The following is a 13,618-nucleotide window of genomic DNA, read 5'->3' as shown; positions in this document are numbered from 1 at the left end:
TCGTACGCCCATGGGCTACCGGAGCCCGCAGTGTGGGTGGCCGACGGCCCGATGCCGGGCGCCCGCGGCCCACGGGACCGTGGCCGGATGATCGAAGTCAACGAACTGACAAAGGTGTACGGCGACAGGACGGCCGTGAAGGACCTCGGCTTCACCGTCCGCCCCGGCAAGGTCACCGGGTTCCTCGGCCCCAACGGCGCGGGCAAGACCACGACCCTGCGGATGCTGCTCGGCCTGGTCGCCCCCACCGGCGGCACCGCCGTCATCGACGGCCGCCCCTTCCGCGACCGCCCGCGCGGCCTGCGCCATGTCGGCGCACTCCTCGACGCAGGCGACGTCCACGGCGGGCGCACGGCCCATGCCCACCTGCGCGCCCTGGCCCGCAGCAACCGCATCCCCCGCAGCCGCGTCGACGAGGTCCTGCACGAGGTCGGCCTCACCGACGCCGCACGCCGACGCCTGAGCGGCTTCTCCCTCGGCATGAGACAACGCCTGGGCATCGCCACCGCCCTGCTCGGCGACCCGCCGGTGCTGTTGTTCGACGAGCCGCTCAACGGCCTTGATCCGGAAGGCGTGTTGTGGGTACGCGGACTCTTCCGCCGCCTGGCCGCCGAGGGCCGCACCGTCCTCGTCTCCAGCCACCTCATGACCGAGATGGAGAACACCGCCGACCAGCTCATCGTCATCGGCCGCGGCGAGTTGATCGCCGCGGAGAGCCTCACCGACTTCGCCGCACGGGGCACCCGGCTCAGCGTGACGGTGCGTACGCCGGACGCCATGGAGCTCAGGGACGTACTGACCGCCGAAGGCGCCTCCGTGCACATCCAGGACGACCTGCTCACCGTCACCGGGCTCCCCGCCGCCCGCATCGGCGAACTCGCCCTCCAGCACCGGGTGTTGCTGCACGAACTCACCACCCGCACCGCATCCCTGGAGGACGCCTTCCTGGAACTCACCGCCGACAGCGCCGAATACCTCGCGGGAGAGCCCCGATGACCGCTGCCCGCGCCCGCTTCCGCGACCTCGTCGCCGCCGAATGGATCAAACTCTGGTCCCTGCGCTCCACCGGCTGGATCCTCGGCGTGGGCGCGCTGGTCGTCATCGGGATCAATGTCAACTCCGCCCGGTCCAACGCCGACCTCCTGGAGCACCAGCCGGCGACCTCCCCGGACGGGGCCTTCCAGGTCGACCCGATGCACGCCGCCTTCGTCGACCCCGCCTACCAGATCCTCGTGGTCGTCGCCGCCGCCGTCGGCGCCATCACGGTCTTCGGCGAGTACACCAGCGGTCTGATCCGTACGACGTTCGCGGCCGTCCCCGACCGCCGCGCGGTGCTCGTGGCCAAGGCGGCCGTCGTGGCCGCGGTGATGTTCGTGCTCGGCGCGGTCGTCGCGGCGGCCTCCTTCGGCGCGACCCAGGCCGTGCTGAGCGACACCATCGGCCTGCCGATCGGCGCTCCCGGCGCGCTGCGGGCGGTCGTGGCATCCGCGCTGCTCGCCCCGCTGTGCGCGCTGGTCGGCATGGCGCTCGGCGCACTGATCCGGCATGCGGCGGGCACCGTCGTCGCGTCCCTCGTGACGCTGTTGCTGCTGCCCTCGCTCTTCGCGGGCGACACGTACCGCTGGGCGAAGGAGATCGGCAACGCGATGCCGCTCACCGCGTGGCAGGCCCTGGTCGAGAACCCGGCGATGGACTACCCGCCGGGCAGGTATCCGGTGACGGTCGCGGAGGCGTGGACCGTCTTCGCGGTGTGGCCGCTCGTGGCGGCGGTCGTGGCGGTGGTCGTGGTGCACCGCCGCGATGTCTGAGCGGCCGCTCCTACGCGGCCAGCGTCCCCGGCACGATCGCGCCGGGGCCGAACTTCGCCCGTGCCCGGTCGGCGACCTCCTCGATGCGGCGCGCCCTGTCGTCCGCCGGGTCGAACATCAGCTGGTGGGCGGCCTGTTCGGCGGGGCCGAGCCCTTCGGCGCGCAGGGAGATGCCGCGCACCCGGGCGCGTTGCAGGCCGAGCGCCTCGTACATCCGGTACGCGGTCGCGGTCAGCGCGCTGGAGTGCGCGGTCGGCTCGGGCAGGGCGCGGGTGCGGGTGGTCGTCGCATAACCGGTGCGGTCCGCGTACCGCACGGTGAGCGTCAGGGAGCGGCACACCTGGTCGTCGCCGCGCATTCTGACGCCGAGCTCCTCGGTGATCGAGAGCAGTGCGCGCCGGTGCCGGGTGGGGTCCAACTCGTCGCGGGGGAAGGGCCGTTCGGCGGCGAGCGAGCGGGCGGCCGCGTTCGGCACGACCCGTGCGCGGTCGACGCCGTGCGCCTTCTCGTGCAGCTCGCGTCCTGCGCGGGCGCCGATGAGCCGCTGCAGCGTGGACAGCGGCGCGGCGGCCACCTTGCCGACGGAGTCGAGCCCGTACTCGCACAGGGTGCGGGCGGTGGCGCGGCCGACCCCGGGCAGCTCGGTGACCGGCTTCGGGCCGAGGAACTCCGCGACGGCTGCCGGTTCCCGGCCCACGACTCGGGTCACTCCCGGCACGGCGCCGCGTACGGCCATCCGCGCCAGCATCGGCCCGGGCCCCGCGCCGATCACGCAGTCCACCCCGTACAGGGCGAGCGCCCGCACCCGGATCACCGCGGCGAGCTCGACGGCGTCCCGCCCGAAGTAGCGCATGGCTCCCCGTACGTCGACGAGCACACCGTCGGGCGGCAGGGCCTCCACGACCGGGCTGAACTCGCCGACCAGTGCGATCAGCCGGGGCAGGGCCGCCTCGTACATGGGCGGCAGCAGGAAACGTATACAGAGAGTGCTCATCCCGCGCTCCCCGGGCTCTGGTGCCACAACTTCCGTCCCGTGGCCGCCCGTTCGCCGGGCGGCTGCAGGTCGGCCCAGGGGTGCATCTCGTACCCCGTGGACATCCGGATGCGCCGGCCGCCGTCCGCCGGGGCCGCTGCGGGCTCCGGCTCCGGCGGCTGCTCGGTCAGCCGCTCGGCCACCGCGTCGAGGCCTCCTTCCTGGCGCAGCTCCACCAGTTCGGCCAGGTTCCAGGCGGCCGCGCCGACCACGCTGAGGCTGCGCGGCCCGCGGCGCTGCACGACACCTCGGACGAGCAGCAGCCAGGAGTGGAAGACGGTGTGCGCGCACCGTTCGTGGGCGTCGTCGAAGAAGGCCAGGTCGACCAGGCCGGTGCCGTCGTCCAGGGTCGTGAAGATGACGCGCTTGCCGGAGCGGATCGGCGGGGTCTGGGTGGCCGCCTTGGCGCCCGCGACCAGCACGGTCGCGCCGTGTTCGGCGTCCCGGAGGCGGCGGGCCGTCAGCACGCCGAGCTCCTTGAGGAACTCCGCGTGATCGCCCATGAGATGGCGCGAGGAGTCCATGCCGAGGACGCCGAGTTCGGCGCTGAGGCGTTCCGCGTCGTCCAGGTCGGGCAGACCGGCGGGTGCCGTCTTCCGCCCGCCGGACAAGGGGAGTTGGGCCCCGAAGGCTCCTGACGAGCCGTGCGCGCCGCGCCGCAGCTCGGCCAGGTGCAGCTGCAGATCGCGGCGGTTGGCGCCGAACGCGTCGAGCGCGCCGACCTGGGCGAGCCGCTGCGCGACCGGCTTCGACGGCCTGGCCCGCTCCCAGAAGTCCACGAGCGATGCGTAGGGCTGTGCGTCGGCGATCCGGGCGGCCTCGGCCTCGCTGATGCCGTGCACGTCGGAGAGTGCAAGCCGCAGCCCCCACCGGGAGCCCCCCGGGTTATCAGACACCAGTTCGATACGGTGGGCGACCGCGGACCGGTTCACGTCCAGCGGAAGGATCGGCACCCCGCGCCGCCGCGCGTCCGCGAGCAGCAGCCGCTTCGGATACATCCCGGGGTCGTGCGTGAGCAACCCCGCGTAGAACGCGGCCGGGTGATGGGCCTTCAGCCACGCCGACTGGTACGTCGGCACGGCGAAGGCCACCGCGTGCGCCTTGCAGAAGCCGTACGACCCGAAGGCCTCGATGATCTCCCAGGTCCGGCCGATGGTCTCGGCGTCGTACCCCTTCGCCGCGGCCTGCTGCGCGAACCAGAACCGGATCCGCCCCTGCGACTCGGGGTCGGAGAGCCCGCGCCGCACCCGGTCCGCCTCGTCGCGCCCGCAGCCGGTCATGATGTCGACGATCTCGATGATCTGCTCATGGAAGACGACGACTCCGTACGTCTCCTTCAGCGGCCCCTTGAGATCCGGGTGCGGATAGCGGACGGGCGCGCGGCCGTGCCGGGCCTCGATGAAGGGCCGCACCATGTCGGCGGCGACGGGTCCCGGACGGAACAGCGAGATGTCGACGACCAGGTCGTGGAAGGTCGCGGGCTGAAGGCGTCCGACCAGGTCACGCTGGCCCGGCGACTCGATCTGGAAGCAGCCGAGCGTCTCGGCGGACTTGATGAGTCGATACGTCGCCGGGTCCCCCGGCGGCACCGCGTCCACGTCGACACGGGAGCCCGTGGCCCGCTCGATCTCCCCCACGGCGTGCGCCATCGCCGACTGCATCCGCACGCCGAGCACGTCCAGCTTGAGCAGCCCGAGGTCCTCCACGTCCTCCTTGTCGAACTGGGACATGGGGAAGCCCTCGCCGCTGGTCGGCATCACCGGCGTACGCGCGAGCAGCGAGGCGTCGGAGAGCAGCACCCCGCACGGGTGCATGGCGATGCCGCGGGGCAGCGCGTCGAGCGCCTCGACAAGCTCCCACATCTTGCCGTGCTGCCCCATCTCCCCCGCCACCGCCCGGAGTTCGGGCAGCTCCGCCATCGCCGAGCGGGCGTCGCGGGCGCGGATGTGCGGGAAGGACTTGGCGATCCTGTCGATCTCGGCCGGGTCCATGGACAGGGCGGCGCCCACATCGCGTACGGCGTGCCGCACCCGGTAGGTCTCGGGCATGGCGACGGTCGCGACCCGCTCGGTGCCGAAGCGGCCGATGATCGCGCGGTAGACCTCCAGGCGGCGGGCCGACTCCACGTCGATGTCGATGTCCGGCAGGACGAACCGCCGCGTGGACAGGAACCGCTCCATGAGCAGCCCGTGCTCGACGGGGTCGGCGTGCGCGATGCCGATGAGGTGGTTGACCAGGGATCCGGCGCCGGAGCCGCGCGCCGCGACCCGGATCCCCAAGTCGCGTACGTCGTCGACCACTTGGGCCACGGTGAGGAAGTAGGAGGCGAAGCCGTGGTAGGCGATGATGTCCAGCTCGTGGTGCATCCGCTCCCAGTACACGCGCCGCGAGTCGTAGCCGCGCAGCACCATGCCCGCCGCCGCCCGCGACGCCAGGACGCGCTGCGCGGTGCGGCGCCCCGCGCCGACGAGGTGCGGTTCGGGGAAGCGTACGGAGCCGATGCCGATGTCGTCATCGGGGTCGACGAGGCACTCGGCGGCGGCGGTCTGGGTCTGCTCGACGAGACGGTGGGCGGTGTCGCGGCGGAAGCCGGCGGCCTCGACGACGCGCTCGGCGATGTGCAGCATGTCGCCCGCGCCCTTCAACCACCGCTCGCCGCCGTCGAGTTCCTTGGTCGGGTCGACGGGGACGAGACGGCGGGCCGCGTCGAGCACATCGGCGACCGGGCCCATGCCGGCGTCGGCGTAGCGCACGGCGTTGCTCAGGACGGGGCGGATGCCCTGCTCGGCGGCGAAGCCGACGGTGCGGGCGGCCAGGCGCAGCGAGCCGGGTCCAGTGCCCTCGCGGCCGTGCCAGACGGACTCCAGGCGCAGCGCGTCGCCGTAGCGCTCGCGCCAGGGGGCGAGGAGGCGGGCGGCCCGGTCCGGGCGCCCCGCGGCGAGCGCGCGCCCCACGTCGGACGCGGGGCCGAGCAGCACGGTCAGACCGTCGCCGTGGTTCTCCTCCCACGGCAGGACAGGCTGCCCCTCACCGGTCCGGTGCGCGGCGGTGACCAGGCGGCAGAGCGTGGCCCAGCCGGTGGCGCCGTCCCGGGCGAGGAAGGTCACCCGCGGGGTCGACTCGTCGATGAAGGCACCGCCACGCACCGGGGTCCGCCGCCGCTCGCCCCGCGCCGGGCCGGGCTCGGCCACCGCGAGCCCGGTGCCGAACAGCGGCCGCACCCCCGCCTTCGCGCAGGCCTTGGCGAACCGGACCGCCCCCGCGAGGGTGTCCCGGTCGGTGAGCGCGAGGGCGTCCATGCCCCGCAGCGCGGCGCGCTCCGCCAGCCGCTCCGGGTGCGAGGCCCCGTACCGCAGGGAGAACCCGGAGACGGTGTGCAGATGCGTGAACCCTGGCACACGCACCTCCTGAAAACCTGAACCGATCCGACCTCACAGCCCCCGCCTCCACCATAGACCAAGTTTCGAACGTACGTACGACACGTGTGCGACGCGCCCATCGCCGTAGCCCGTTCGGCCCCGCCCACCTGCGGGAACGGCAGGGGCCCCCGAGCGTGGGGGCATGAGCTTCACCGATGAGTTGAAGAGCGCCGTCACCCCGCGAGCAGCCCTGCTGGTCATCGGCGTACTCGCCCTGCAGCTGCTGTTCATCGCCTCCTACGTGGGGGCGCTGCACGATCCGAAGCCGAGGGACGTGCCCTTCGGCGTGGTCGCTCCGGGGCCCGCCGCCGAGCAGGCGTCGGCCCGGCTCGGGAAGCTCCCCGGTGATCCGCTCGACCCCCGCGTGGTCGAGGACCAGGCCACGGCCCGGAAGCAGATCATGAACCGTGACATCGACGGCGCCCTGATCATCAATCCCCGGGCCACCACCGACACGCTCCTGGTCGCCTCCGGCGGCGGCACCGTCCTCGCCACCACGCTGGAGAAGATCGTCACCCAGCTCGAAGCGGCGGAGAACCGGACAGTCAGGACCGTGGACGTGGCGCCCGCCTCCCCCGAGGACTTCGACGGGCTCTCGTCCTTCTATCTGGTCGTCGGCTGGTGCGTCGGCGGCTATCTCTGCGCCTCGATCCTGGCGATCAGCGCGGGTTCCCGGGCCGCCAACCTCTCGCGCGCGCTGATCAGGACCGGCGTCATGGCGCTCTACTCGATCGCGGGCGGACTCGGCGGCGCGATCATCATCGGGCCGATCCTGGGCGCCCTGCCCGGCAGCGTCCTGGCCCTGTGGGGCCTGGGCGCCCTGGTCGTCTTCGGGGTCGGCATGATCACGCTCGCCCTGCAGGCGCTCACCGGCATCGTGGGCATCGGCCTGGCCGTCCTGATCGTCGTCATCGCGGGCAACCCGAGCGCGGGCGGCGCCTTCCCGCTGCCGATGCTGCCGCCCTTCTGGGAGGCGATCGGCCCCTGGCTGCCGCCGGGCGCCGGCACCTGGGTGGCGCGCTCCATCGCGTACTTCGAGAGCAACGCGATCACCGAACCACTGCTGGTGCTCGCCGCCTGGGCGGCCGTGGGAGTCGTCGTCACCCTGGCGATGTCAGCCCGGCACAAGGCGGACACCAGCTCGCTCGACCTCGCGGGGAAGAGCATCGCGTGAGGGCGGCGGCCCCGTCAGGGGCGCGGGGAACTGCGCGACCAGCCACATACGGCCCGCAGACGAAAGGGGACCCGGCACTCGAAAGCACCGGGCCCCGATTCCTACCCCGCGCGGGGGCGCACCCTCAGCCGATTTCCGCGCCAACAGCGCTCAGCGCCTCCGGCACCGGCTGGAAGAAGGTCTCACCTCCGGCGGAGCAGTCACCGCTACCACCGGACGTGAGTCCAAGCGCGGTGTCGCCCGCGAAGAGCGCGCCGCCGCTGTCACCGGGCTCGGCGCAGACGTCGGTCTGGATGAGTCCGTTGACGACGTCGCCGTTGCCGTAGTTCACGGTGGCGTCCAGGCCGGTGACCGTGCCGTCGTGCAGCTGCGTGGTCGAGCCACTGCGCTGCACCTTCTGACCGACGGTCGCGTCGCCCGCCTTGGCGATGGCCTGGGTGGAGCCGTTGTAGAGGTTCACCTCGCTCGGGTGCGGGGTGTCACCCGTGTACTTGACCAGGCCGTAGTCGTTGTCGGGGAAGCTGGAGTCGGCGTTCTCACCGATGACCGGGCCGCCCTGCTCCGCGGACCAGCTCTTGATCGACTCCGTGCAGTGGCCCGCGGTCAGGAAGTGCGGGGCACCGTCCTTGACCACGTTGAAGCCGAGCGAGCAGCGGCCGCCGTCGCCCCAGATGGCGTCGCCACCTGCGATGAAGGGCTTGAACTCCCCCTTGCTGTGCTGGAGTTCGGCCTTCGATCCGAGCTTCTTCACCACGGCGCTGAGCTTGTCCATCTCGGCGCCCTTGACCGTGCGGTCCGCCGTCACGACGACCTTGTTGGTGGCCGGGTCGACCGCCCACGAGGTGCCGGGGATGGACGCCTTGTCGCTCAGCGTCGAGCGGGCGCTCTTCAGCTCGGCCACGGAGTTCTCGACGATTCTCGCCTTGGCTCCTGCCGCCTCGGCCGTCTCCGCCGCCGTCTCGTCGAGGACGTTCACGACGAGGTTCTTGCCCTTGGCGTCGTAGTAGGTGCCCGCGGCGTCCACGCCGAGGTCCTTGGCGATGGACGTGGCGAGCTTTCCGGCCTTTGCGACCGTGAGGGTGTCCGGCGTGGGGGTCGGGGCACTCTCACTCGCGTTCGCAGTCTGGAAGGTGACTCCGGCGGCGATCAGCGCGACAACGCCCGCACCTGCGGCGGCCGCGCGTCCCTTGGGTATGCGTCGGTGCTTCAACTGACGTCCTCCTGTGGGGGGTCGGCCCGCTCGGTGTGGGGACCTTGGGGGCCTGAAGGCGTACCGGCACGGAGTCGCACACGCTGGGAAAGCCGCGTCCATGCCAAAGGGTGCGGCCCACTATTCCGAGACCGTCCGGTAGCACACAAGGTCTACTTCAGGACGCGCACGCGACAAACACCGTGCGCCCCCTGCCTCTTCACCGACCCCGGTCTCGCCACGTCGGTTCCCGTTGCAAACACCGCGTGCGATCGGCCCTTCGGCAGCGGGTGAGGACTAGTCCTGTCCTGTTTTCGACTCTCCGCGCGCCGCCGGCTCTCCGGCTTCCGAATCCTGCGCACCGGATTCCGAGAGTGCGGGGGTCGGCGGCCGCTGTGTCTGCGGCGCCGGCGGTTGGGCCTGCTGGGCCCGTTCGAGGAAGCGCAGAAGCTCGACGGGGAAGGGCAGCACGAGGGTGGAGTTCTTCTCGGCGGCGACCGCGACGACGGTCTGCAGCAGCCTCAGTTGGAGGGCCGCGGGCTCCTCCGACATCTCGTGGGCGGCCTCGGCGAGCTTCTTGGACGCCTGCAGTTCGGCGTCGGCGTTGATGACGCGGGCGCGGCGCTCACGGTCCGCCTCCGCCTGCCGGGCCATCGAACGCTTCATCGTCTCGGGCAGGGATACGTCCTTGATCTCGACCCGGTCGATCTGCACACCCCACCCGATGGCGGGCGAGTCGATCATCAACTCAAGGCCCTGGTTGAGCTTTTCGCGGTTGGAGAGCAGATCGTCCAGGTCGCTCTTGCCGATGATCGAGCGCAGGGACGTCTGGGCCATCTGCGAGACGGCGAAGCGGTAGTCCTCGACCTGCACGACCGCCTCGGCCGCGTCGACCACCTTGAAGTAGATGACGGCGTCCACCCGCACCGTCACGTTGTCCCGCGTGATCCCGTCCTGCGCAGGGACCGGCATCGTCACGATCTGCATGTTCACCTTACGGAGCCGGTCGATCCCGGGGACGATCATCGTGAACCCCGGCCCGCGCACCGAACGCTGCAGCCGCCCGAGCCGGAGCACCACACCCCGCTCGTACTGCTTGACGACACGCGCCGCCGCCATGAAATAGACCGCTCCGACAGACCCGACGGCCACTCCCGCCGTCACCAGCTCCTCGACCATGCCGGCCCCCCAGGGTCCGAATTGGGCGTGTTGGGCGTGTACTTCGAAGGTAACCCCGCACGGCGCACAAAGGGAGACGGGAGACAAGGGTGAACCCCCGCCCGACGCCCGGGCGGGGGTTCACCTGCTGCTGGCTGCGGTCCTGCTCGTACGTGGATCAGGCGTATGTGATCAGTGGATCAGGTGTACGTGATCAGTAGACGCTCACGCCATACCGGCTCAGCGCCTCGGTGACCGGCTGGAAGAAGGTCGTGCCGCCCGAGGAGCAGTTCCCGCTGCCGCCCGATGTGAGGCCGAGCGCCTTCGTGCCCGCGTACAGCGGACCGCCGCTGTCGCCGGGCTCGGCGCAGACATTGGTCTTGATCATGCCGTAGACGATGTCGCCGCCGCCGTAGTTGACGGTCGCGTTGAGACCGGTGACCGAGCCGCCGTGGGTGCCGGTCGTGGAGCCGCGCCGCTTGACGGCCTGGCCCACGGTCGGGTTGCCCGCGCTGGTGATGTCCTGGCTGCCGACCGTGCCGGGGTGGCTGATCGAGCCGGAGTACTTGACGATGCCGTAGTCGTTGGTCGGGAAGCTGGAGCCCGTCGTGGACCCGATCGTCGTGGTGTGCCCGGAGTTGGACCACCAGGTGCCCGCACCGTCGGTGCAGTGCCCGGCGGTCAGGAAGTAGTAGGTGGTGCCGCTGCGGACGTTGAAGCCGAGCGAACAGCGCCAGCTGGACGCGTAGATGGCGTCGCCGCCGGAGATCAGCTTGTTGAACTTGCCGGGGGTGCGCTCGATCTTGAGGGCGCCCGCGTTGCTGCCCGCCGCCTTCTTGATCTCGGCGATCTCGGCCTTGGAGACGGTGCTGTCGGCGGTGACGACAAGGCGGTTGGTCGCCTTGTCGACGCTCCACGCGGTGCCCGCGACATCGGCGTCGAGCACCGCGTCGCCCGCCTTGGTGAGCTGCGCCGAGCTGAAGGTGGTGACGTCGTTGGCGTTCGCGGCGGGTACGGCGAGCGCGCCGGCGGCCACGAGTCCGGTGGCGATCGCGAGCAGACGAGTGCGTCTCGCTATGCCACTGCGGGGGGTGGTGCGCTTGTTCCTCACTTGTTGTTCCTCCCGAGGGGAAGTCAGTGGGCCCGCGTGGGTTGGGAGCCCGTGAGGCGCAGCCAAGAAACAAAGGGCGGACCGGATTCCGGATACGCCGTGCCCCTGACAAGCGCTGCTCGGGAGTATTCGGGCCGACGCGTGCCCGCACAAGGGCGTCTTTCGGCCGTCAGCCGGATACACGTCGACCGGCCCCGGTGGCTGTCGTACCTGTCGTACGCCACCGGGGCTCTGGGTCATCGGCTCCCAGTCAGACGTGTCACCGGCCGAGAAGGTTCCGTTCTCCGGCGGCGATCTCGGCGGCGAGGGTGTTGCCGGGCGGCGGGAAGGGGCAGATGAAGTGGTCGGCGAAGGCGCACGGCGGAAGCAGCGCGCGGTTGAAGTCGACCGTCGTGTGCCCTTCCGCGTCCGGCGCGGCGGGCCGCAGGAAGCGGAAACGGTAGCTGGAGGCCCCGCTGCTCGCGTCGGCGAACACCGCCCACAACGAGCCGTCGCCCTCCACCGACACCTGGAGCGTGTGGTCCTTTCCGGCCAGGCTGAAGGCCAGCTCACCGCCGAGACCGAGCCCGCGCTCCACCCCGTCGGCGTTGCCCACGCGAACGGTGCGTACGCCGTCGACGGTGCTTTCGGCGTCGTACGGAGTGAAGCGCCCCGGCACCGCCCAGCGCTCGTCGTACGCGGTGGCCTCGATGCCCTGGAAGGCGCGGCGCGTGGCGGACTCCGGGTCGAAGTCGCGGACCGCCCAGAGCCCTTCGCGCCGGAGCACGACGAACCGCCGCTCGCCGTGCGCGACGCGGGCCGCGCCGACAGGGCCGGGGTCGGCGGCGAGGCGGGCCTCGCCGCTGAAGGGCTCCCCGTCGAGGGTGAGGCCGTCGCCGGGACCCGCCGTCAGGAGGATCTCCTCCCCCGCATCGGTCCAGCGCCCGGGGATGTCCGGAAGTTGACCCTCCGGATAGTCCGCGAGCCAGTGCGTGCCGGTGAGGGAGAGCGGGCCGTAGGGCGCGGACACCGTCTCCGTCCGCTGCTCGTGCCAGTGCTTCCAGTCCTGTACGGCGTCGCTGTGCCCGGCGCCCGTTTCGGTGCTCATGGTGATCAACCCTTCCATAGGGGCTCGCGCAGCCCGAGGTGTGAGCGCAGCGTCGCGCCCTGGTATTCCGTGCGGTACACGCCCCGCTCCTGGAGCAGCGGCACCACCCGGTCGACGAAGTCGTCGAGCCCGCCGGGGGTGAGGTGCGGGACGAGGATGAATCCGTCGGCGGCGCCGGTCGCCACGAACTCCTCCAGTTCGGCGGCGACGGCCTCCGGTGTGCCGACGAACGACTGCCGGGTCGTCGTCTCGATGACGGTCTGACGGATGGAGAGCCCCTTGGCCCGGGAGAGCGCACGCCACTTCTCGGCGATCTCAAGGGCGTTGGTGATCTTCACCCGGCCCTGGACGAGGGTCGATCCGGGGTCCGGGTCGATGTCGGGCAGCGGCCCGTCCGGGTCGTACGAGGACAGGTCCACGCCCCAGACCTGCTCCAGGGCGAGGATCGCGTTCTGCGGGGAGACCTGCTGCCGGCGGATCTCGGCGGCCCGCTCCTGGGCGTCGGCGGCGGTGTCGCCGAGGACAAAGGTGACGCCGGGCATGATCTTCAGGTCATCCGGCTCTCGGCCGTACTTGGCGAGGCGGCCCTTCACATCGGCGTAGAAGTCGCGGCCCGCCTCCAGCGTGCCATGCCGGGTGAAGACGACGTCGGCAGCGGACGCGGCGAACTCGCGCCCCTCGGGCGAGTCCCCCGCCTGGATGACGACGGGATGCCCCTGCGGCGAGCGCGGCAGGGTGAACTCCCCCTCGATGTCGAAGTGTTGCCCCTGGTGCGCGAAGGGCCGCGGCTCGCCCTGCGGCGTCCAGGAGTCCCACAGCTCGCGCGCGGTCCTGACGAACTCGGCGGCGCGGGTGTACCGGTCCGCCCGGTCGAGATAGCCGCCGCGCCGGAAGTTCTCGCCGGTGAAGGCGTCGGAGGAGGTGACGACGTTCCAGGCGGCGCGGCCCGCGCTGAGATGGTCCAACGAGCTGAGCCTGCGGGCCAGTTCGTAGGGCTCGTTGAAGGTCACGTTGACCGTCCCGGCCAGGCCCAGGCGCTCGGTGACGGCGGCGAGCGCGGTCAGGACGGTGAGGGACTCGGGCCGCCCGACGACGTCCAGGTCATGGATGCGCCCCTTGTGCTCGCGCAGCCGAAGTCCTTCCGCGAGGAAGAAGAAGTCGAAGAGACCGCGCTCGGCGGTGCGGGCCAGATGCTCGAACGACGCGAAGTCGATCTGCGACCGGGACCGCGGATCGGCCCAGACGGTGGTGTTGTTGACGCCGGGGAAATGCGCGGCGAGGTGCAACTGCCGCTTCGTCGACGTATGCGTACGTTCACTCATGACGGTCCCCCGCGAGCGCGGCGTAACGGTTGGCGGGCCGGGCGAGGTCCAGGTGTTCCCGGAGGGTGCTGCCCGGATAGAACGTGCGGAACGACCCGCGGTGCCGCAGCAGCGCCACGGTGCCGTTGACCAGCCGCTCCAAGTCGCGGCGCGGCTCGGCGGGCCGCAGGTGGAATCCGTCGACGGCGCCGGACGCGTGCCAGGAGGCGATGAGTTCGGCGAGGTCGACGACGGCCTCGCCGTCGCCGAGGTCCACGGTGTGGTCGGCGAGGACCATCACCGCCTGTCTCTCCTCCTTCTTTTACACCACTCCCTAC

General features: G+C 71.6%; 10 protein-coding genes and 1 pseudogene. 3 read left to right on the top strand and 8 right to left on the bottom strand.

Translation table 11 applies throughout. The annotated features are described in order from the left end of the window. Positions 1-87: 87 nt before the first annotated feature. Both ACFWY6_RS16450 and ACFWY6_RS16445 read left to right on the top strand, forming a co-directional pair. On the top strand, positions 88-996 hold the full coding sequence (locus ACFWY6_RS16450; RefSeq protein ID WP_384690273.1) for an ATP-binding cassette domain-containing protein: 909 nt from the start codon (positions 88-90) through the stop codon (positions 994-996). Further along, entirely contained in the window at positions 993-1,808 is an 816-nt protein-coding gene (locus ACFWY6_RS16445; RefSeq protein WP_384690271.1) for an ABC transporter permease subunit, read from the top strand. Before ACFWY6_RS16450 ends, ACFWY6_RS16445 begins: the two co-directional genes overlap by 4 nt. 10 nt (positions 1,809-1,818) lie before the next feature. Here ACFWY6_RS16445 and ACFWY6_RS16440 read toward each other — a convergent pair whose 3' ends face one another. After that, positions 1,819-2,802 (bottom strand): hypothetical protein, encoded by a 984-nt coding sequence (locus tag ACFWY6_RS16440; protein ID WP_384690268.1) that lies wholly within the window; start codon positions 2,800-2,802, stop codon positions 1,819-1,821. Then, positions 2,799-6,239, bottom strand: coding sequence for a DNA polymerase III subunit alpha (locus ACFWY6_RS16435; RefSeq protein WP_384690265.1), 3,441 nt, complete (start codon positions 6,237-6,239; stop codon positions 2,799-2,801). The genes ACFWY6_RS16440 and ACFWY6_RS16435 overlap by 4 nt, the downstream gene beginning before the upstream one ends. Positions 6,240-6,402: 163 nt before the next feature. Here ACFWY6_RS16435 and ACFWY6_RS16430 point away from each other — a divergent pair, with 163 nt between their 5' ends. Beyond that, positions 6,403-7,434, top strand: a complete 1,032-nt coding sequence (locus ACFWY6_RS16430; RefSeq protein WP_384690263.1) for a DUF3533 domain-containing protein — start codon at positions 6,403-6,405, stop codon at positions 7,432-7,434. A gap of 124 nt (positions 7,435-7,558) precedes the next feature. Here the strand turns inward: ACFWY6_RS16430 and ACFWY6_RS16425 are convergent, their stop codons facing one another. The 6 genes and pseudogenes from ACFWY6_RS16425 to ACFWY6_RS16400 all read right to left on the bottom strand — a co-directional run. Continuing rightward, entirely contained in the window at positions 7,559-8,644 is a 1,086-nt protein-coding gene (locus ACFWY6_RS16425) for a S1 family peptidase (RefSeq protein ID WP_384690260.1), read from the bottom strand. 276 nt (positions 8,645-8,920) lie between these two features. Further along, positions 8,921-9,802 (bottom strand): slipin family protein, encoded by an 882-nt coding sequence (locus ACFWY6_RS16420; protein WP_384690257.1) that lies wholly within the window; start codon positions 9,800-9,802, stop codon positions 8,921-8,923. Positions 9,803-9,995: 193 nt separating this feature from the next. After that, entirely contained in the window at positions 9,996-10,892 is an 897-nt protein-coding gene (locus ACFWY6_RS16415; protein WP_384690254.1) for a S1 family peptidase, read from the bottom strand. A 259-nt stretch (positions 10,893-11,151) separates the two neighbouring features. After that, positions 11,152-11,979, bottom strand: a complete 828-nt coding sequence (locus ACFWY6_RS16410) for a DUF1684 domain-containing protein (protein WP_384690251.1) — start codon at positions 11,977-11,979, stop codon at positions 11,152-11,154. Positions 11,980-11,984: 5 nt separating this feature from the next. Next, positions 11,985-13,301 carry an NtaA/DmoA family FMN-dependent monooxygenase gene (locus ACFWY6_RS16405; RefSeq protein ID WP_384690248.1) on the bottom strand — a complete coding sequence of 439 codons (1,317 nt, stop codon included), beginning with the start codon at positions 13,299-13,301 and terminating at the stop codon, positions 11,985-11,987. Then, positions 13,294-13,618: pseudogene (locus tag ACFWY6_RS16400) on the bottom strand (hypothetical protein); the annotation flags it as partial. The pseudogene ACFWY6_RS16400 and the gene ACFWY6_RS16405, both read right to left, overlap by 8 nt.

Source organism: Streptomyces sp. NPDC059037 (genome assembly GCF_042740015.1).
Classification (GTDB): domain Bacteria; phylum Actinomycetota; class Actinomycetes; order Streptomycetales; family Streptomycetaceae; genus Streptomyces.
The sequence above is the reverse complement of the archived record's forward strand: the minus strand, read 5'-3'. Positions and strand labels throughout refer to the sequence as shown.

Bases quoted from the DNA above. Each gene is read 5' to 3' on its own strand.
- ACFWY6_RS16450 (WP_384690273.1), top strand. From the start codon at position 88: ATGATCGAAGTCAACGAACTGACAAAGGTGTACGGCGACAGGACGGCC.
- ACFWY6_RS16405 (WP_384690248.1), bottom strand. From the start codon at position 13,301: ATGAGTGAACGTACGCATACGTCGACGAAGCGGCAGTTGCACCTCGCC.
- ACFWY6_RS16445 (WP_384690271.1), top strand. From the start codon at position 993: ATGACCGCTGCCCGCGCCCGCTTCCGCGACCTCGTCGCCGCCGAATGG.
- ACFWY6_RS16410 (WP_384690251.1), bottom strand. From the start codon at position 11,979: ATGAGCACCGAAACGGGCGCCGGGCACAGCGACGCCGTACAGGACTGG.
- ACFWY6_RS16420 (WP_384690257.1), bottom strand. From the start codon at position 9,802: ATGGTCGAGGAGCTGGTGACGGCGGGAGTGGCCGTCGGGTCTGTCGGA.
- ACFWY6_RS16440 (WP_384690268.1), bottom strand. From the start codon at position 2,802: ATGAGCACTCTCTGTATACGTTTCCTGCTGCCGCCCATGTACGAGGCG.
- ACFWY6_RS16430 (WP_384690263.1), top strand. From the start codon at position 6,403: ATGAGCTTCACCGATGAGTTGAAGAGCGCCGTCACCCCGCGAGCAGCC.